Below are 19,409 nucleotides of genomic sequence, written 5' to 3'. Positions count from 1 at the left end.
TGTTCCCCTTGTCACAGTGTGGGCTTTGGTGCTGTGCCACACCTCGACCCGGTGGTTGGTTCGAGCAACAGCACGGACGGAACCCGTTCGGGGAACGCAAGTCGGAGCAGTCCGTAGCCGATCCCTGCCAGACCGGTCAGCAGGCCTGGAGACGGTATGGCACGGGGTGTCCCGCATTGCGGTCCGTACTGCTGCACTGCCGCGAGCACCAACCCGGCACGACGTCGCCGTGCCGCCTCTGCAGTTGGGTACTCACGTCCGGCGAGCCACACGAGTGACTCCACCGCGCCGAGCTCGCCATGGCACAGACTGAGGTCTGCGAGCACCGGTCGTTCTGTTGCGGCCCTCAGGTAGGCGTCGAGGTCCGCGGGTACACCGGTCGCGGCGCGCGCCAGCGCAGTTCCCGCGTCACCGGAGCACCAGCCAGGTCCACCGTTCCCACTGCGGCCGTCGCGGCGATCCAGATCGGCCGCCGTGCGCGCTGCGTCCAGGTACCGGTCGCCGGGTACGCCGTACTGGCCGAGCGACCACGCGATTCCCTGGAAGCCGCGAGCGAAGCCGTGGTCCGCTGCTACTCGGCCACGGAGTCCGCTCTCGACTGTTGTCACCAGGTGATTCGCGTAGCGCTCGGCCAGCCGGCCGGCGGCCGGAAAGCCTTGTACTGCTTGCATTGCGGCCAGCCCGCCCGCCGCGCCTTCGGCGTACGACGGGAATTCGGTGGGGTCCGGTTCGAGTCGTTCACTGAGCTCCAGCGACGCGGCCAGCCAGTTGGCGAGGTCGGGGTCGCTGAGGAGCGCAGACAGCCGGTCGAGCCCGTAGCTGATGCCCCCGAGCCCGTGGAAGCCGGGGCCGACCAGTTCGGCGGACTCCGGGTCGCCGGCCAGGGCCTCGAGCAGTTGGGGGATCGGACGGATCGCATCGCGGGCCAACTCGCAGTACTTGTTCGCGCCGGTCAGTACGCCGACCTGCGCGAGGAAGAGCGCCGTACCCGTGTAGCCGTTGGACAGGCCGGCGCCCATCTGACGTACGGCCCAGTGGTGGTCGTCGAGCAGTTCGAGGCCGAGCCAGTTGGCCGCACCGCCCTTGTCGCTGACCACTTGCGCCATGATCTCGTCGGCGATGTCAGCGGCCGCGGACAGTAGTTGCTCAGGGTCCGGTTCGGTCGCTCCCACGTGTGGTCGCGCGGTCGTGCTGGCGTGCGTGATCGGCTCCGGGCGCGTGGCGAGAGATGCGGAGATCAGCCACGTCTGGCGGTGCTCGTCGATGTCGTCGAGGCTCGCGATCTTCGCCTCGACCGCGGCCAGACCTTGCGTGGCCAGGACGTCGGCGATGCGAGTGCCGTCGGACGCCCACACGTCCCGGCTGTCCGGCTGCGCGGTGAACAGCGGTACGTCGCCCGCCCACAGGTCGGCCAACTCGTACGGAACGATTGCGTGCAGCGACTCGTCCGCATCCCACAGCAGGTCGAGCAGCTGACTCCGGCCCGCCGCGTCGCGCAGCGCGTCCGGATGGGTCGACTCGTCCAGCAAGCTCGTGTAAAGGCGGGTGCTGCGAGGCACGAACCGGATCTGGTCCGCACCGCACCGCGCCAGCATTCCGTCCGGTCCGAGGAACTCGTCGCGGTGCCGGGCAATCGCCTCATACACGGCCCGGAACCCTGTGAGCACAGCGATCTCGTGATCGCGCGGCTCCATCAGTTGCCCGTCGAGCATCGGACGGTTGGCGGCACTCTGCGTCCGTCCAGGACGCCGTACCAGATGCATCGAGTCCAGCCCGGCGTCGGCCCAGTCGACCACGCTCATCGGGGCAATCGAGCCGTCGTCTCCGCCGAGACCGGACACGTCCGCGACACCGTGTTCACCCGCCACGAGCAGCGGCAGCAGCGCAGTGCGGTACACCGAGCCGACCAGCGAGCGGTACGCCGGGTCGAGGCTCAATGCGTTCAGCGGCAACTGACTGGGGTGGAACAGCGTCTCTACGTCGACCAGCACCGGCTGGTCGCCCGCTGCGATCAGGTTCTCGAAGTGCATGTCCGTGCCGTCGAGCACGTACAGCAACGCAAGGAGCGCACCTTGCCGGTGGTAGAACCGCCGTACGCCGGCCAGATCGGTACACGGCTCGTGGACGACGTACTCCAGCCAGCCGTAGCCGTCGCGGGGGAGTAGCCGCACCGTGCGGATGCCCAGCGCGGATCGCGTGTTCAGCCAATCCACGAACATGTTGAAGTGGCCGTGCAGCTCGAGCGACCGGGGCTTGTAGACCACCCGCTGACCGTCCGCGAAGGTGAGGATCGCGGTGCTGCGTCCGCCACGGTGCGGATCGCCACCGGGCTCGATCGCGGTCAGAGCTCCGGGGTCCTTGCCGTCCAGCAGTCCGGGGATCAGCGACTCGCGGTCCTCGGCGAGCCGTGCCACCAGCTCGAGGTGTCCCTCGACGCCCTGTCGGCACGACTCGCTCAGGACCCGGGCCAGCACCGGGTAGGCGGCCAGGAACTCCGCCAGCTCGCTCCCTCCGACGAGCCGGTGGGTGAAGTCCAGGAAGCGTGCGGCCGGAGTGTCACCGGCCAGCTCGCCGCGGTCCCGGGCCCGGGCGAGCTCCAGGACCAGCGTCCGTGCGGCCAGCTGCACCAGCCGGAGGCCCTGGCGTTGCAGGAACTCCTCGGCGACGGCTCCGGTGTGACCGGCCGCAGCGAGGTCCTGGCGAGCCGAGTCGAGCAGCGGCTCCAGGCAACGCATAAGCGCCTGCCGCCAGTCCGTGCCGGACCCACCCGCTGTCGCGGCCGCCCCACCTGAAGTGTGGCCGCCGGTGACACCGGTCCCTGCAGGGTCTCGACCGGCGGCAGGCGCGCTCGGTGGGAGAGAGATGCTGCGTTCCACGTACTCGGCCCAGGCCGGTGCGGACCGGGTGAGGGCGTGGATCAGTTCGTGCGGCCGCAGGCCCGCGGACCACCAGATCTCTGGCTGGTCGGTGCGGATCGCGGAGTTGAGCACGCGCTCAGGCTGCCACCGCCCCCTGGGTGCGGGCATGGGTAGTCAGCCCCCATATTTCCTCCGCAATCAGTGCCTGTCGCGGCGTGACGACCAGGGGGTGACGGCCCGCCGGCACGCCGGGAACACTGCCTGCGTGGCAAGGGCTGCGGCAAGGGCTGTGAACACCCAAATTCGGGTGCCGGGCCACGTGTTCCGGATGGGGGCATAACTGCCGGAAGATGGGGGTCGAATCCCCATGCGGGATCCGGACCGCCGCTGCGACTGTGGTCGCGTGTTCACCCCTGTCGCTCCCGGACTGCCAGTCTCGGCTCACTCTGTGCTGGACGTCGTCCCGCAGCTGCCCGGTCAGTCGGCTGCGGCCGCGCTTCGGGAGACCGCGGAGGTGGCACTGACCGCCGACGACCTCGGATATCGCCGATTCTGGGTCGGCGAGCAGCACGGCGTCCGAGGTGTCGGCGGTGCCGCGCCGGCGGTGCTCGCAGCCGTTCTGGCTGCGCGCACGGACGGTATCCGGGTGGGAGCCGGTGGGCTCCTTCTGACCAACCATCAACCGCTGGTAGTTGCTGAACAGTTCGCTGCGCTCGCTGCGGCGTACCCGGGTCGGATCGACCTCGGTGTAGCAGATCAAAGCACCGTCGCACCCAGTACGGCGGCTGCACTTGCTGGTGGTGCGCGCGACACGTTTCCGCAGCGGCTGGACGAGCTGTGCGGCTTCCTGCGCGATGGAACGCCAGGACGGGCGCCGGTAGGCGACGTACGCCTGTCTCTGGCCGGACAGCCACCACCTGTGTTCGTGCTGGCCGATCGCCCGGCTGCTGCGATGACAGCCGCCGCACGTGGATTGCCGGTGTTCCTCGCGCATCACTGCGCGGCGGCGACGACACCTGCTGCAATGGCGGCGTACCGCGAGCACTTCGAGCCGACCGGGCCGAAAACGCGGCCGTACATTGCTGCGACGGTTGGAGTAGTGGCAGCGGACTCGGACGAGGAGGCGGTCATCCGGTTCGCCGAGTACATCCGGGTGCAGACACGCCTGGCCACTGCGGGGATACGCGCGACGCCGAGCGAGCTGATGGGGTTGCTGGAGCCCCCGCTGACCGGACGCGAGCGCGGCCGGGCCGAACGGCTGCTGGACTATCCCGGGCACATCGTCGGCTCCCGTGCGACCGTGGCGGCCGCGCTGGGCGAGCTGGTCGTCGCGACGACCGCGGACGAGATCATGCTCGTCCCGTTGGCCTTCGACGGACTGATCCGGTCATCCATCCTCCGCAACGTGGCGGCTGCTCTGACCCGGGTCGTCCGCACGGTCCCGAGGTCCGCACCGCCCCTCATAGCCACGGCCTAATCTGGGTACTGCCGACTAGTTGAGAGGCAGGCTCATGTCACGAGAGCGCGAAGTCGTCGAGGCGTGTCCGACCGAGTTGTTCATCGGCGGTAAGTCGGTGGCGGCCGAGGGCGGCCGGACCCTCGCCGTCGAGGACCCGGCCACCGGTACGACGCTCTGCGACGTGGCCGACGCAAGCCCGGCGGACGGTATGGCTGCTCTGGACGCCGCGGTCGCTGCACAGGCCGAGTGGGCCGCGACGGCGCCGCGGGAACGTGGCGAGGTCCTTCGGCGTACCTATGAGCTGATGACCGAGCGGGCCGACGATCTCGCGCTGCTGATGACGCTCGAGATGGGCAAGCCGGTCGCCGAGTCCAAGGGCGAGATCGCCTACGCGGCCGAGTTCTTCCGCTGGTTCGCCGAGGAAGCGGTCCGGATCGACGGTGGCTACCAGATCGCGCCGAACGGTGCGAGCCGCTTCCTGGTGATGCGCCAGCCGGTCGGCCCGTGCCTGCTGATCACTCCGTGGAACTTCCCCGCGGCGATGGGTGCCCGCAAGATCGGCCCGGCGGTCGCGGCCGGCTGCACGATGGTGATCAAGCCGGCCGCGCAGACGCCGCTGTCGATGCTCAAGCTGGCCGAGCTGATGACCGAGGCCGGGCTCCCGGCCGGCGTGCTCAACGTGGTCACCACGCACGACGCGGGCGGCGTGATGGAGCCGCTGATCCGTGACGGCCGTGCCCGCAAGCTCTCCTTCACCGGCTCGACCCCGGTCGGCCGCAAGCTGCTCGAGCAAGCGTCGGACCAGGTGCTGCGGACCAGCATGGAGCTCGGCGGGAACGCGCCGCTGCTGGTGTTCGAGGACGCGGATCTGGACAAGGCTGTCGAAGGCACGATACTGGCCAAGATGCGCAACGGCGGCGAGGCCTGTACGGCGGCCAACCGGATCTACGTGCAGTCGTCCGTAATGGACGAGTTCGCGACTCGGCTGACTGAGCGGATGTCCGGGCTGAAGGTCGGCCGTGGCACCGAGGACGGCGTCGACGTCGGCCCGCTGATCGACGGGAAGCAGCGGGACAAGGTGGCCGATCTGGTCGCCGACGCGATCGCGCAGGGCGCTCGCGCGCTGACCGGCGGGGCGGTTGCCCAGGGCAACGGGTACTTCTTCCAGCCGACGGTACTGGCCGACGTACCGCGGAGTGCCCGGCTGCAGAAGGAGGAGATCTTCGGGCCGGTCGCGCCGCTGACGGCGTTCGACACCGAGGACGAGGCCGTGCGGATGGCGAACGATACCGAGTTCGGTCTGGTGTCCTACCTGTTCACCAAGGACCTGAGCCGCGCACTCCGGGTGTCCGAACGGCTCGAGGCCGGCATGATCGGCCTCAACCAGGGCATCGTCTCCAACCCCGCCGCGCCGTTCGGCGGCGTCAAACAGTCCGGCCTCGGCCGCGAGGGCGGCAGCGTCGGCATCGACGAGTACCTGGAGATCAAGTACGTCGCGGTCAACGTCGACTGACCAACTGCCGGGGAAATCCGGCTCTTATGCTGCATGTGTGGGCGGGTTGAGCTGATCCGGCGACCTTCCGACCGCCGTGCCGCAGGCGCTCACGCTCCTCGAGTCATGGATTTCGGCGACCAAACGCAGCCCCGATCCACGACTCGACGTTCCAGCCGCCAACCCGGATAACCCGCCGTCTGCTCGGCGCGCGGCCGCCGAGGGGCCGGGGGCGGCGGGGGTGTGAGGACAGGCGCTCGTGACTGGGGACAGGCAATAGCAGGTTCCCACCCACCGTTGCCTGTTGCACATCCATGGATCGGGCTGATCATCACCCACACATCGGACAGGAGAGCCGGATAACCCGCCGTCTGCTCGACGGGGCGGTCACCGACCGCAAGGTCTCGACGTAAGTCGGTTCGGCAGATCGTTCGCCAAGCGCACATTGATGGACGAATGTCGACGGACCGTGTCTGTGATCTCGCTCAGTGGTACCGGGTCCGCTACAGTTCCGGCCAAGGGGAAGCGGCCGGGGGTGAGTTTGGCCGCATGTTGCTCGCCTGTGCGGGTAGGGGGGAAATTCCATGGATCTACAGGTATGGGTCGAATGGGCGAAATCTGTTTTTCCGTCCGAATATCCAGCGGCTCGCTATGTCGAGTCGATGGAAGACAAGGGGGTTGTGAAGTCTGCCTATAACGTTCTGCTTTCTTACGGACCGGACAAAGATGTCGATCGCGTCGCCTATCGAATGAGTGCCGGGCTCAACGGTCTCGGTGCGTACTTTCGCGAACAGGGAGCTGATCAGCGAGCGATCGTGCTATTCCGGGCAGCCTATTCGGTGTTGTCCGGATCATATCCATCTGGTGACATGCCGGCGCATATGTTCAAGGCGTCGAAGTTCTCGTTCGCCAATCTTCGCGCGCTGGGTGTCGACGAAACCGACATCGTGGTCCTCGATGAGCCGCCGATCGTCGAAGACGCCCCGTGGTCCCGTCTCGACGAGATCTTGTCGCAGTACCTACGGACCGACACCACCGGCGGCGTCGCGGTTGACGAATCGGTCGCGACGGATCGCAGGCCGGCGGCGGAAGCGATGGATGCCGGAACCTTCCTGAGGGGCCTGTTCCCGTCCTGGTCGACGACGGAGCCGGTGGCTCGGGTGCTGGCGAGCCTGAAAGCCTACGTGAACATCGAGTTGGGTCGCTCCGGAATCATCGAGCGGGACTTGGGCCAGCTCTTCGAAGAAGACTGCCGTGTGCTTGCGTCGATCTTCGAGGAAAGCGGAGTTGCTGCCCGCAGAGTGGATCTCGTCAATGCCACCCGCGAGTCGCGGGCGATGGCGTTCAAGGTCGGCGGCGGTGACCGCGCGAGGCTGTTCTGGCTCGCTTCGGCGCTGCTGAACCACGAGCTCTGGCAGTGCGAGGACGGCCTCGCCACCAATCAGCCCCAGGTGCAGATCGATCTCCTCGGGTACATCAGTTGTGTCTTGATCAGTCACCGGTACGACGACGGCGATCGCGATCTCCTGCTGGATTCGGCCGAGGCCGTGGTGCGCATCGCATCGAACGTGACGCCGGTTGTGCTGGGCCGGTTCGTCTATATGCGCAACTGGGTTCTGGCGGCCGTGGGCACGTACTTGATGCTGGCCGGTCCCAATCCCTCGAGCCCGTCCGACAGCTACTACGACGGTCGGATCCAGAGTGACGACGCGCCGGCGTTCCGCGGTCTCAAACGAGCCGATCGCGAGGATTGGTCGGAGATGCTGTTGAGTGGGTGGCAGGCGGGGCCGGAGGCTGAAGGTGGGTGCTACGCCCTGGCATCGGTCTGTGGGTGGGACGCGGCGCGCGCGGGCTGGATGCTGCGGTTCATCTATCAGGCCTCCTCGGAGAATGCCGGCGATCTCAGCCTGGACTACTGGGAGAAGGGCCTCACCGACCTGCTCAGCCGGGTCGATCGGGTACGCGTCGCGTCGAACCCGTGGCAAGGGACCGCGGACACCGCCTTGCGTGGCAGTCTCATCACCAGCGACTCGTTCGGCCGCCTGATGGTTCCGAGTCCGGTACTTCGGGCAGCCGCCGCTCAGGGGCTCGCCCCTGGCGACGTGATCACCGTCCACGGCAACCTGTTCCGCGGGCGGCGAGTCCCGACGTACCTCCTGAGTAACCGGTACGGTCCCTTCGCGATTCTCAAGATCGACGATCGGGACAAGATCACCCGCGAGGTGCGCAACTTCGACGCCTACGCCCGGCGACTCCATCAGAGCTATCGTCCCAGCGAGTGCGTCGCGCATCCGATGGACATGTACCTCGGCGAGGACGGGAGTCCGCTGCGGGCGATTCAGACCTCGTATGTCTTCAACGAAGAGGACAATCCGCTGACCTTGCGGGAGTGGATTTCTTCGACCGACGAGTCCGCGCTGGTGAGCGACACGGTCGGCCGCCTGTCGCTGGTGTCCTTGAAGCCATGGCTCGCGCATGTTCGCCGGGACCGGATCGATCTTCGCGCGGAGTATCCGGTGCTTCGTCCGGCGCCGGTCTTCGACAAGCAATCTCCGCGTAACTGGGCGGAGACCGAGATCGCCAGGGTCGTCGCCTCGGGGAGCGACCTCGGGATGGAACTCATGAAGGAGAAGTGGATCGCCCCGCCGATCCGCTGCGCCGGGGATCTCGATCGACCCGCGAACGTGCTGGGGGTTGATCGCTGGATAGATCCGGCCTGGCTTGCCAGCGAGGTCGCCGAGCTCGGAACCGGGGAGCTCTCCTGGCTGCTGGACTCCCTCAGCTCTGGACTCCGTGACTTCGACACGTTGCTCTCGCTGTGCCATGGCGACCTTCATCTCGACAACATCTTGTGCACCGATGTCGACGCTCAGAAGCGGCCGCGTACTGTTCTGATCGACTTCGAGAGCGCCCACTACGGCCACGTGTGCAAGGACCTCGCGATGATCGAGGCCAGCGCGCTGTGCCAGGTCTTCGAATGGACCGACGAAGAGTACGAGTCGATGCTGGTGTGGTTCTCCTCCAGTCCACTGATGAGCATCGGCAGCGACGGGCTCCTCGCTGGTGAGGCTTCGGAGCTGACTGGAAATCTCGCGCGCACCGCAGGGATCTCAGCGCGCATGCGTGACATCGCGACAGGGTGCAGTCAGGAGCATTGGCCGATCCGGCCAGAGGAGTACCTGGTCGCTCTGCTCGGCGCGCTCCTGCCGATGAGCCGGTACTCGACGATGACGACCGGCCAGCGGCAGGCGGCGCTGGCGCTGTCGACGATCGTCGCGACCAGTCTGCTGGCCCGCTGGGAGTCGAACCACCACTGAGCTCGGATCCATGCCGAACCACCGTGAAAGGGGGCTGTACAGTTGTCGACCGAGTTCGCCGCACTAATGGTTTCCGCCGCCGCTCTGCTCGTGAGTGTTGTCGTCGCAGTCATCCAGCATCGCCGCAGAGTTCGTGAGAACAACGCTGCCCAGGTCGCCGCCTACTTCTTCCGGCTGCCTGAGAAGGCACAAGTCATCCTCAACGACGGAGCGGTCGTTTGGGTCGGCTATCACCTGGTCCTGTGGAATCGCGGTCCTGGGCCAGCCTCGGCGGTCTCGGTCACCATGAAGGACGAGCACGGGGCGGATCTCGAGCTGCAGGCATGTCCTGCCGACGAGTTTCCGCTGGCCGTCCTCGACGTTGATGGCCGGTACCCGATTCCATGGGTCGTCGCGCCGAGACTCGACGGCCGTCGGCGGGCCACGGCTCACCTCGAGTGGAAGGACGGCAACGGCAACCAACGCCGAACCGTGCCTCTGCGACGTGGACACGTGCAGGCATAGGCATCTCTCGCCATGCTCTTCCGTAGCCGCCGGCCGACGGGTCGGCGGCTACGGAAGGTCTCAGTTGAGCAGATCGTTCACCGAGCGCAGCACCGGTACGGCGACCTCGTCCGGAGCGATGGCGCCTGTCACGTGGAAGGTGTGGCTCTCGCCTGCGGACAGGGTGATGAGGGACGAGTCCACCCGTGCCGCCGCGTCCAACCGGTCCGGGAACAGCGCCAGGTCCTTCGCCAGTGCGGTCGCGGTGACCGTCACGTCGTACCCGCCCTCGGTCGGCGTGATCGTGGCGGTGTAGGCGTTGCCCGCGAGCTGCAGCTCGGTGTCCTCGACGAAGTACCAGTACGCCGTGACGCCGTCCGCGCCACGCACCTCCAGGTACTCGGCGCGCGGGTTCGACGCAACCACAACCGACTCCGGAAGCTCGCTGACGATCGCCGACCGGGCTGCGATCTCGATCGCGAACGTCTCCCGGGCCAGCACTTCATCGCCGACAGTTGAGCGTCGCGTGACGGTTACCTCCGTCGACCAAGTGGAGTCGGTGTCGTTGTGCGCGGCAACGACCAGCTGGTCCTCGCGCGGCTGCACGGTCAGCAGCCGGTCGGCGTACACGCGCTTCAACGCGTACCACAACGGCTTCCGGATCCCATGCCCGTCGACGGCCGCCCAGGAGACCACCGGCCAGTTGTCGTTCAGCTGCCAGACGACCGCGCCGGTGTTCAACGGGAACAGGCTGCGGAAGTGCTCGATGCCATAGGCAATCGCCCGGGCTTGGTTCAGCTGCGTCGTCCAGTGCCAGTCGTCGATGTCCTTCCAGCCCGGCAGGTGATCGCCGAGCCCCCGCTCCAGCTTGAGGTTGCCCTCGAACGCCTTCTGGTGCACCAGCATCTGCTCGCCGTACGGGTCCAGCGGCGAGTCGTGCACGACCGACGTCAGCGTCGACCACGCCGGCGGCCCCTGGAACCCGAACTCCGACACGAACCGCGGCTTGTACTTGCGGTACGTCGTGTAGTCCACCTGGTTCCAGACGTCCCAGATGTGCATCGTGCCGTGCCGGTCGTCGTTCGGGTGGATGAACTGGTCGAACGAGTACGGGCTACCGGCCGAGTACGGCGTCCGCGGGTCGAGCTCCGCGACGATCTTCGGCAGCAGGTCGAGGTAGTACCCCGCACCCCACGGCCGCCCGGCGAGCGGGACCCGCCAGCCCCACTCGACGTACCCCCAGATGTTCTCGTTGTTGCCGTTCCACACGGCGAGGCTGGCGTGCCGGCTCAACCGGGTGACGGCCTCGCGCGCCTCGGCCTCGACCTCACTCCGGAGCGGCTCGTCCTCGGAGTACGCCGCGCACGCGAACAGGAAGTCCTGCCAGACAAGGATTCCCAGCTCGTCGCAGACGTCGTAGAAGTCTTCGCTCTCGTAGATCCCGCCGCCCCAGACGCGCAGCAGGTTCATGCCGGCGTCGACCGCGTCCTCGATGCTCGTCCGGTACGTGTCGGCGTTCAGGCGGGTGACGAACGCGTCGTCGGGGATCCAGTTCGCGCCGCGGACGTAGACCGGCTTGCCGTTCACGGACAGCACGAACGGCGTACCGTCGTTGTCCGGGGCAACGTTCACCGTGATGTCCCGGAAGCCGACCCGGCCGGTCCATGCGTCGTCGGCCAACGTCACCGTCACGTCGTACAACGGCTGCTCGCCGTATCCGCGCGGCCACCAGAGGTCCACCGCGGGGACCCTGTTGGTGAGGACGGCAGTGTCGGTGCCGGGCTTGACGCTCGCGGACTGCGCCGTCCCGCCGACCTCCACGGTGACGGTGGCGTACTCGGCGGCGGTGTCGGTCCAGACCAGCGAAACAAAGGTGTTCAGCACGCCGTCGGCGCCCGCGAGCGGGCGGACCGAGTCGATGCGTACGCCGGACCAGGACTCGATCCGGATCGGCCGCCAGATCCCCGCGGTGGCGACGTCCGGTCCCCAGTCCCAGCCGAAGTTCGAGGCCATCTTCCGCAGCTCGTTGTACGGGTGCAGGTTGGTGTGCGGCCAGCTGCCGACCTTCGCCCGCTCCGCCTCGGCCGCCGCCACCGGACCCTCGAACTCGATCACCAGCTCGTTGTCCCCGGCAACCAGTACGCCGGTGACGTCGAACCGGTACGAGCGGTGCTGGTTCGCGGTCCGGCCGAGCTCCTGGCCGTTCAGCGTGACCGTCGCGACCGTGTCCAGACCCTCGGCCACCAGGTCCTGCCGCTCGTTGCCATCGGCAACCCAGCTGAACGTGGTCCGGAAGCTCCAGCGGGTGCGGCCGATCCAGTGCAGCGCCGACTCGTTGTCGCCGTCGAACGGGTCCGGGATCTCGCCCGCGGCGAGCAGGTCGGTGTGCACCTCGCCCGGCACGGTCGCGGCCACGGCGCGGCCGATCAGGCCGTCCGGCGCCGGACCTTCGACCGCTTGCACGGTCCAGGCAGCACCGCCGTCGGTGGTCAGGTCGAAGGTCTTGAGTGATGTCACAGTCGGGCTCCGAGTCGCGGGCGGAAAGTAGGTGAACCGGTTTAGTAGAACAGCACCACTCCCCGGCGAAACCGAGGAGCGGTGAATGTCAGGCGTCCAGGACGTACCGTCGCCACAGATCGGCGAGGGCACGATGTCCGGCGGCGGACGGGTGTACGCCGTCGCCGGCGAGCGCCGCCGGCCCGACGGATGCTGCTTGCTTGGTCAGCTCGACATCGGTGGGAACCAGAATCGCGCCGTACTCGACGGCGAGTTTCCGGACCACGTCGAGCTTCGGGTTCAGGTCCTCCCGCCACTCCTCCTGCCCGTCCTTCACCGGCAGCAGGAACGGCTCCATCAGGACCACCGGACACGACAGCTGGTCGAGCAGTGACCGGTACGACGCCTCGAAGTCCTCAGGTGTCGTCGGGTCGTCCTCGTCGTACCGCCGCCAGGTGTCGTTGATCCCGATCAGGATCGACACCAGCGACGGGTCGTGGGTCAGCACATCGGCGGCCCACCGGGCGGCCACGTCGACCGCCCGGTTGCCACTGATGCCGGCGTTGACGATCGCCGGCCGGCGTTCGCCGAGATCGTCGTACAGATGGCGTACGTAGCCGTCGCCGAGCCCGTCGGGGTCGGTACGGCGGCCGCAGTCGGTCACCGAGTCCCCGGCGAACACGACGGTCCGCCGGGGATCGAGAAGGATGTTCGTCACGGTCGTCAGAGGGTGGCCGCGGTGACGTCCCAGTCGTCCGGCAGGATCGCCGCGACCTCGACCGTGCTCTTCACGTCCACGAACGCGCCGGTGTCGATCGAGTCGGTGATGGAGGCCATCACGTCGACGATGTGGAACGCCAGCGCCCCGGTCGCCCGGTGCGGCCGGTCGGCCCGGATGGCGCGCGCCATCTCGAGTACGCCGGTACCGCGCTGTGCGACCGCCTTCGTCTCGGCGATCGTCTCCCAGTCCTCCGCACCGCGACGACGGATCTTGATCGCACCGTCGAAGCCGTTCGGGTCCGGTACGGCGAGGGTCGCCTCGGAGCCGGTGATCTCGACGAACCCGGCCCGCGGGAGCGGCGAGTCGAAGCTGAAGATGCTCTGCGACGACTGCCCCGACTCGAACTTCGCGATCGCGCTGACATGCGTCGGCACGGTGACGTCGAAGTCGGTCCCCGCCAGTGGACCGGAGCCGATGGTGCGCTTCTCCCGCGACTTGGAGCCGAGCCCCGCGACCGCGGCGACCGGACCGAAGAGCTGGACCAGCGTGGTCAGGTAGTACGGGCCGATGTCCCACAGCGGACCCGCGCCTTCCTGGAACAGGAACGCCGGGTTCGGGTGCCAGGACTCCGGTCCGGGGGACTGCATCAGGCTGAGCGCGGTCAGCGGCGTACCGATGTCGCCGCGCTCGATGATCCGGCGGGACTCCTGCAGACCCGGGCCCAGGATGGTGTCGGGTGCGCAGCCCAGCCGCACGCCCGCGTCCTGTGCCGTCGCCAGCAGTTTCAGGCCGCTCTCCTGGTCGAGCGAGAACGGCTTCTCGCTCCAGACGTGCTTACCGGCGGCTACCGCGGCGAGGGCCACCTCGACGTGCGCGACCGGGATGGTCAGGTTGACCACGATCTCGACGTCCGGGTTGCTCAGCACCGCCTCGGGGCCCCCGTGGGTCTCGATGCCGTACTGCTCGGCCTTCTCCTTGGCGGCCTCCGGCCGGAGGTCGCCGATCGCGACGACCTTCAGGTCCGGGAAGCTCTGCATGCTCTTGATGTAGGCGTCCGAGATCACCCCGGCGCCGACCACACCAACACCGACAGCCGTCATTCAGGTGCACCCTCTCCGGTCAGGAACGTGTAGCTGCCCGCGACCGCGTCGAGGATCTCGCCGGAGAAGTCGTCCAGCTCGACCACCCGGAGCGCCTGCGGGGCGGCGGCCAGGATGTCCCGGACCGCGATGGTGCCGTCGCCGACCGCGACCTGGGCCTTGTTGTCCAGGGTGCCGTCGCCGTCCTTGACGTGGATCGCCGTGACCCGGTCGCCGAACTTCTTCAGCAGTGCCGGTACGTCGGCGCCGCCGACCGCGGCCCAGTACGTGTCGACCTCGAGGATCACGTCGTCGGACAGGTTGTCGACCAGGATCTCGAGCGCGTGCACGCCGCCGATCTTCGACTCGAGCTCGAAGTGGTGGTTGTGGTACCCGACCGTGATGCCGTGGCCGGCGGCCTCGACCGCGGCCTTGTTCAGGCCGTCGGCGATGACCTTGATCTCGTCGGCCGACTGCCAGCGCGCCGGGTCGGTGTGCGGGTCGATGACCGTGGTGATGCCGAGCCGCTCGGCCGCGGCGTAGATCGGGGTGCTGTCCTCGCGGAGCAGGCCGGCGTGCGTGGTCGGGGCCGAGAGTCCGTGCTTGGGCAGCGCCTCGGCCAGACGGTCCGCGAAGGCGGTCACACCGAAGGGCTCGACCTTGGTGTAGCCGATCTCCGCGATCCGGGCCAGGGTGCCGTCGAAGTCTTCTTCGAGCTTGCCCCGGACCGTGTAGAGCTGGAGGGACAGGTGGTCCTTTGCGACCATGGTTTCTCCTTGTCGGCGGCGCCTCTACCCGCTGCCCTGGGGTCAACGCCGATTGATAAGCCGAACCGGTTAAGTAACGACGGCAACCGTATCCCAACCGGCCCCGTCCACACCACCCTCCGCCCAACGACTGGGCGGTCACCTGATCCTCCCCTCACCCGTCCCCACCAACCACACAGCTGGGGATATCCCCTCGTGTTGTGGGTTATCCGGTGGTGTGCGAGGGGAGAACCCACAACGGGAGGGGATATCCCTTGCTGGTGGGGTGCGGAGCGGGTTTGATCAAACGGTCACTTTGTGTGCCCAGGTGATGACAGAGGGTTGAAACGGCGCAACACTGAAGGGTGCTGGGTCGACCGTCAGCGATCCGGCCGCCCGTGAGGAGGGTGTCGTCGTGTCTCGTGTGACCATCAAGGAGATCGCCCGGCGTTGTGGGGTCTCCCAAGGAGCGGTGTCGTACGCGCTCAACAACCAGCCCGGGGTGTCGGAGGCGACCCGGGCGCGCGTGCTGAAAGTTGCCGCCGAGCTGGAGTGGGTGCCGAACCGGGCCGCGCGGCAACTGTCCGCCGCGCGCAGTGAGACGTTCGGGCTGGTGCTCGCGAGGTCCGCGCAGACGCTGATCGAGGAGCCGTACTTCATGGGCTTCGTCGGCGGCGTCGAATCGGTCCTGTCGGAGAAGTCGTTCGCGTTGGCCCTGCAGGTCGTGGCCGACCTGGACCAGGAGGTCGCGACGTACCGGAAATGGGCCGCCGAGCGCCGCGTCGACGGCGTGATCGTCGTCGACCTCCGGGTCGCCGACCCCCGCATCCCGGTACTGCGGAAACTCGGTCTGCCGGCCGTTCTGGTCGGTGATCCGGCGCTCGCGGACGGGATGCCGTGCGTCTGGACCGACGGCACCGCGGCGATGACCGCGGCGCTCGATCATGTGGCGTCGCTCGGTCACCGGGTGATCGCGCGGGTCGCCGGTCCGCCCGAGTTCGGCGACGTCTGGATCCGTGACCAGGCGTACGACGTGGCTGCCCGCCGGCTCGCGTTGACGGCCTCGATCCATCACACCGACTACTCGGCCGCGCAGGGCGCCGATGCGACCCGCGACGTACTGGCCGCCATCCCACGGCCGACGGCGATCATCTACGACAACGACCTGATGGCGGTGGCCGGCCTGGCCGTCATCCAGGCGCTCGGCCTGCGCATCCCGGACGACATCACGCTGGTCGCCTGGGACGACTCGGCCCTCTGCCGGATCACGCATCCGACGCTCACGGCCCTGAGTCACAACGTGGTCGGCTACGGCGCCGAGGTGATGCATCGCCTGCTGGATGTCCTGGCGGGCGCGCAACCTCAGTCGCACCTGTACTCGACTCCGTTGCTGCTCATTCGGGAGAGTTCTGCCCCGCTGTGACTGTCACGGGAACTCCGTTGACGGCCGCGGTGCCGGCTACGGGGTCGATGCGGCTGCGATCGGTGATGTCGTTGGCGCTCGGCCCCGCGAGCCGATTGGCGACGGTCAGCTGGGTGCCGGGACGGTTGTGACCGAAGCCGTGCGGCAGGCTGACCACACCCGGCATCATGTCGTTGCTGGAGGCAACTTCCACCGAGATGGCGCCGGCCGCGGACGTGACGGTGACCATCTGGCCGTCGCTGAGTTCGCGCTCGGCCAGATCGTGCGGATGCATCAACAGGCGGTGGCGCGGCTTTCCCTTCACCAGGCGTGCGGAGTTGTGCATCCACGAGTTGTTGTTGCGCAGGTGGCGCCGGCCGATCAGCAGGAGCTCGTCGACCGCAACAGTTGTCAACGCGTCGAGCCGCGGCAGGTCGTCCAGGATCATCCGCTGCGCGAGATCGATCCGCTTCGACTTCTGGTGCAGCGCCCCGGGCAACGCCGGCTGCAACGGCCCCAGATCGACCCCGCCCGGCGAGCGCCGCAACTTCCCGACGGACAGCCGATAGGGCCCGATCCGCAGCCCCGCGTCCACGATCCGCCGTGGCGACAACCGCAGCCGTGCCGTCGTCTCGACCCGGCGCCGGCTCCACGGAGTACGCCGTACCAAGGCCAGCCCGAGATCGCGGAAGATCTCCCAGTCGTGCCGCGCCGAAGCGGGCTTCGGGAGTACGGCGTCGTTCCACCGCGAGGTGTTCCGCACGGCCAGTTGATGGAACACGATGTCGTAGTGGTCCCGCTCCAGCGGCGGCGCCGGCGGCAGGATCACGTCGGCGTGCCGCGTTGTCTCGTTGATGTACGGATCCACCGCGACCATGAAGTCCAGCGACGCGAGCGCCTCGTCCAGCCGCCGCCCGTCCGGTGTCGACAGCACCGGGTTCCCGGCGACCGTCACCATCGCGCGGATCTGGCCCTCGCCCGGCGTCAGGATCTCCTCCGCCATCGTCGACACCGGCAGCTCACCGCCGAACTCCGGCAACCCGCGCACCCGGCTCTTCCACACGCCGACGTGCCCGCGCCCGAGCCCGAGCAGCGGGTTCACCGCAGGCCGCGGGAACATCGTCCCGCCGGGCCGGTCGAGGTTTCCGGTGATGATGTTCAGCACCTGGATCGCCCACTGGCAGATCGCGCCGAACTCCTGCGTCGACACCCCGACCCGCCCGTAACAGGCCGCCCGCTCGGCCGCCGCGAACTCCTGCGCGATCCGCCGGATCACGTCCGCCGGAATGCCGGTGATCCCCGCCGCCCGCTCCGGCGTCCACGCCTCGACCGCTGCCTCCACGGCCTCGAACCCGTCGACGTACGCCGCCGGCCGCGCGGAGCCCTGCGTGATCACCTCATGGATCAACGCGAGCAGAAACGCCGCATCCGTGCCCGGACGGACGAAATGGTGCTCGTCGGAAACCGCTGCAGTCTCGGTCCGGCGGGGATCGATGACGACCAGCTTTCCGCCGCGTTTCCGCAACTCCTTCAAACGTTTTCCGAACCCGGGCGCGGTCATCATGCTCCCGTTCGACGCCAACGGATTCGCCCCGAGCATCAACAGGTACGACGTCCGGTCGATGTCCGGCACCGCGACCATCAACTGGTGCCCGTACAGCAGGTACGACGCCAGCATGTGCGGCAACTGATCGATCGAGGTCGCGCTGAACCGGTTCCGGGTCCGCAACTGCCGGACCATCGTCGGCATGTGGGTGAGCGCGCCGAGACTGTGCACGTTCGGGTTGCCCAGGTACACCCCGACCGAGTTCCGCCCGTGCTCGCGCTGGATGCCGGTGAGCTTCTCGACGACGAGCTCGTACGCCGCCTCCCACCCGATCTCCTGCCAGCCGTCCGGCGTACGTCGTACCGGCGTACTCAAGCGATCGGGGTCCTCCTGGAGATCGCGCAGGGCGACCGCCTTCGGGCAGATGTGACCGCGTGACAGCGGGTCGGACTCGTCGCCGCGGATGTCGGTGACCCGTCCGTCCTCGACGGTCACCAGGACACCGCAGATCGCTTCACAGAGATTGCAGGACGTCCGCCGTACGGTCATCCACTCAAACTACCCTCGAGTAGCCAATGCCGCATTAATCGAAGCGCGCCTCGTCGAGACGCCCGAGGATCGCGTCCACGGTCTCGCCGACCGACAGATCGGAGTTGTCCAGCCACAACCCCCGCCGCGGACTGAACGCGTGCAACTCGTAGTCGAGCTCGTCGACCAGATGATGCGCCCCGCCGAGCCGGGTCGAGATGACCTCCGGTCGCGGCGTCAGGACGACGAGGTACCGCGGCCGCGTCTGGATGCCGTCCAGGAATTCGCGCAGCAACTCACCGATCACGACGTCCTGCAGGACCACCGTGAAGCCGGCGTTCGCGTACTCGTCGGCGGACTTACAGGCAAGCCGGTAGCGCAGTTGCAATTGGCGTTGTGCCTCGAGTACGTCGTCGGCCATCGAGGCCTGACCGCTGACAATCATTCGCCGGAAAACGTCCCCCCGAAGATGCACGCCGTACTGGAATCTTTCGGCGAGCATTTGGGACACCGACGACTTCCCCGCCGCCATGATTCCACTGACGACGATCACCCCCTCGGACTCCATGCGGTGATCGTGCCACGTGCCGCGACGTTTTAGTCCGGTCTCGGCGATTCTTCTCCGAAAACCCCAGGTTTGTCAGGGGTTTTCGGCCATCAGCGACTCCAGATGGTGGCGCATCAGCTGCCGCAACCGCGACGGCGTGGTGCGCTCGGGCTGGATCGCCGCGTGCAGTGCGAGGCCGTCGAGTACGGCGTGCAAAAGGTCGACCTCGCGGCGCAGATCGAGACCGTCCTTCAGCACGCCCGCATCGGCGAGCGAGCGGAGCAGCGACTCGCAGAGTTGGCGCAGTCCGTTGTGCACCGTGTCGAGGTGTTCCTGCAGTGCGCCGGCGTCGGATTCGGCCCGGGCCTGCGCCGTGAACGCCAGCCAGATGTCGAACTCGGCTCGGCGCTCGGCGTCCAAGGGGAGAACCTCGTCCAGGTAGCGCAGCACGATGGTCTGCACAGTGCCCTTCGGTTCGATCGCGCTGATCCGCTCGGTCACCCGGCGCGACACCAGGTCCATCGCGAAACTCAGCAGCCCGTCCTGGTCCGGGAAGTAGTAGCGCACCGCGCCCGCGGACCAGCCCGCCTCGGCGGCGATGGTGCGGACCGAGGCCGCCCGGATCCCGTCCCGGCGGACCACCCGCCACAGCGCCTCGGCGATCTCCTCGCGACGGGCGGCGTGGTCGACGATCTTCGGCATGGTCCTTTTTAGCACAGCTGTGTTAGTCTCGTT

The 19,409-nt window shown here is 67.9% G+C and carries 13 protein-coding genes; 5 read left to right on the top strand and 8 right to left on the bottom strand.

Annotation, left to right across the window (positions count from 1 at the left end; all coding sequences use genetic code 11):
• Positions 1-11 precede the first annotated feature (11 nt).
• Positions 12-2,990 carry a type 2 lanthipeptide synthetase LanM family protein gene (locus E0H45_RS07865; protein WP_131335597.1) on the bottom strand — a complete coding sequence of 993 codons (2,979 nt, stop codon included), beginning with the start codon at positions 2,988-2,990 and terminating at the stop codon, positions 12-14.
• Between the two features lie 316 nt (positions 2,991-3,306).
• Between E0H45_RS07865 and E0H45_RS07860 the strand changes: the two genes are divergently transcribed.
• The 4 genes from E0H45_RS07860 to E0H45_RS07845 all read left to right on the top strand — a co-directional run bounded on the left by E0H45_RS07860 (position 3,307) and on the right by E0H45_RS07845 (position 9,630).
• Positions 3,307-4,335 (top strand): MsnO8 family LLM class oxidoreductase, encoded by a 1,029-nt coding sequence (locus tag E0H45_RS07860; RefSeq protein WP_238154850.1) that lies wholly within the window; start codon positions 3,307-3,309, stop codon positions 4,333-4,335.
• A 34-nt stretch (positions 4,336-4,369) separates the two neighbouring features.
• Positions 4,370-5,830, top strand: a complete 1,461-nt coding sequence (locus E0H45_RS07855; protein ID WP_131335593.1) for an NAD-dependent succinate-semialdehyde dehydrogenase — start codon at positions 4,370-4,372, stop codon at positions 5,828-5,830.
• A gap of 563 nt (positions 5,831-6,393) precedes the next feature.
• Positions 6,394-9,126: a phosphotransferase gene (locus E0H45_RS07850; RefSeq protein ID WP_131335591.1), complete on the top strand. Its 2,733-nt coding sequence runs from the start codon at positions 6,394-6,396 to the stop codon at positions 9,124-9,126.
• A 42-nt stretch (positions 9,127-9,168) separates the two neighbouring features.
• On the top strand, positions 9,169-9,630 hold the full coding sequence (locus E0H45_RS07845) for a hypothetical protein (RefSeq protein ID WP_131335589.1): 462 nt from the start codon (positions 9,169-9,171) through the stop codon (positions 9,628-9,630).
• Positions 9,631-9,690: 60 nt separating this feature from the next.
• Here the strand turns inward: E0H45_RS07845 and E0H45_RS07840 are convergent, their stop codons facing one another.
• The 4 genes from E0H45_RS07840 to E0H45_RS07825 form a co-directional block, all read right to left on the bottom strand.
• Positions 9,691-12,126: a glycoside hydrolase family 2 protein gene (locus E0H45_RS07840; protein ID WP_131335587.1), complete on the bottom strand. Its 2,436-nt coding sequence runs from the start codon at positions 12,124-12,126 to the stop codon at positions 9,691-9,693.
• A gap of 88 nt (positions 12,127-12,214) precedes the next feature.
• Positions 12,215-12,823, bottom strand: coding sequence for an SGNH/GDSL hydrolase family protein (locus E0H45_RS07835; protein WP_131335585.1), 609 nt, complete (start codon positions 12,821-12,823; stop codon positions 12,215-12,217).
• A 5-nt stretch (positions 12,824-12,828) separates the two neighbouring features.
• On the bottom strand, positions 12,829-13,926 hold the full coding sequence (locus E0H45_RS07830; protein ID WP_131335583.1) for a Gfo/Idh/MocA family protein: 1,098 nt from the start codon (positions 13,924-13,926) through the stop codon (positions 12,829-12,831).
• Complete coding sequence (locus E0H45_RS07825; protein WP_131335581.1) at positions 13,923-14,672, bottom strand: sugar phosphate isomerase/epimerase family protein; 750 nt, start codon at positions 14,670-14,672, stop codon at positions 13,923-13,925. The genes E0H45_RS07830 and E0H45_RS07825 overlap by 4 nt, the downstream gene beginning before the upstream one ends.
• A gap of 394 nt (positions 14,673-15,066) precedes the next feature.
• Here E0H45_RS07825 and E0H45_RS07820 point away from each other — a divergent pair, with 394 nt between their 5' ends.
• Positions 15,067-16,074 carry a LacI family DNA-binding transcriptional regulator gene (locus E0H45_RS07820; protein WP_131335579.1) on the top strand — a complete coding sequence of 336 codons (1,008 nt, stop codon included), beginning with the start codon at positions 15,067-15,069 and terminating at the stop codon, positions 16,072-16,074.
• On the opposite strand, the gene E0H45_RS07815 is transcribed toward E0H45_RS07820, so the two are convergent.
• The 3 genes from E0H45_RS07815 to E0H45_RS07805 all read right to left on the bottom strand — a co-directional run bounded on the left by E0H45_RS07815 (position 16,046) and on the right by E0H45_RS07805 (position 19,376).
• Positions 16,046-18,148, bottom strand: a complete 2,103-nt coding sequence (locus E0H45_RS07815) for a molybdopterin-dependent oxidoreductase (protein WP_131335577.1) — start codon at positions 18,146-18,148, stop codon at positions 16,046-16,048. The two genes, E0H45_RS07820 and E0H45_RS07815, sit on opposite strands and share 29 nt — an antisense overlap.
• 34 nt (positions 18,149-18,182) lie before the next feature.
• The gene (locus E0H45_RS07810; RefSeq protein ID WP_131335575.1) at positions 18,183-18,695 is read right to left on the bottom strand and encodes an AAA family ATPase; all 513 of its coding nucleotides are present in this window, start codon (positions 18,693-18,695) and stop codon (positions 18,183-18,185) included.
• 72 nt (positions 18,696-18,767) lie between these two features.
• Entirely contained in the window at positions 18,768-19,376 is a 609-nt protein-coding gene (locus E0H45_RS07805; protein ID WP_131335573.1) for a TetR/AcrR family transcriptional regulator, read from the bottom strand.
• Positions 19,377-19,409 lie beyond the last annotated feature (33 nt).

Origin of the sequence: Kribbella soli, from assembly GCF_004331345.1 — a bacterium.
GTDB lineage: Bacteria > Actinomycetota > Actinomycetes > Propionibacteriales > Kribbellaceae > Kribbella > Kribbella soli.
The sequence above is the reverse complement of the archived record's forward strand: the minus strand, read 5'-3'. Positions and strand labels throughout refer to the sequence as shown.

Coding starts and splice junctions, on each gene's coding strand:
- E0H45_RS07815 (WP_131335577.1), bottom strand. CDS start 18,148: ATGACCGTACGGCGGACGTCCTGCAATCTCTGTGAAGCGATCTGCGGT.
- E0H45_RS07805 (WP_131335573.1), bottom strand. CDS start 19,376: ATGCCGAAGATCGTCGACCACGCCGCCCGTCGCGAGGAGATCGCCGAG.
- E0H45_RS07825 (WP_131335581.1), bottom strand. CDS start 14,672: ATGGTCGCAAAGGACCACCTGTCCCTCCAGCTCTACACGGTCCGGGGC.
- E0H45_RS07810 (WP_131335575.1), bottom strand. CDS start 18,695: ATGGAGTCCGAGGGGGTGATCGTCGTCAGTGGAATCATGGCGGCGGGG.
- E0H45_RS07830 (WP_131335583.1), bottom strand. CDS start 13,926: ATGACGGCTGTCGGTGTTGGTGTGGTCGGCGCCGGGGTGATCTCGGAC.
- E0H45_RS07855 (WP_131335593.1), top strand. CDS start 4,370: ATGTCACGAGAGCGCGAAGTCGTCGAGGCGTGTCCGACCGAGTTGTTC.
- E0H45_RS07850 (WP_131335591.1), top strand. CDS start 6,394: ATGGATCTACAGGTATGGGTCGAATGGGCGAAATCTGTTTTTCCGTCC.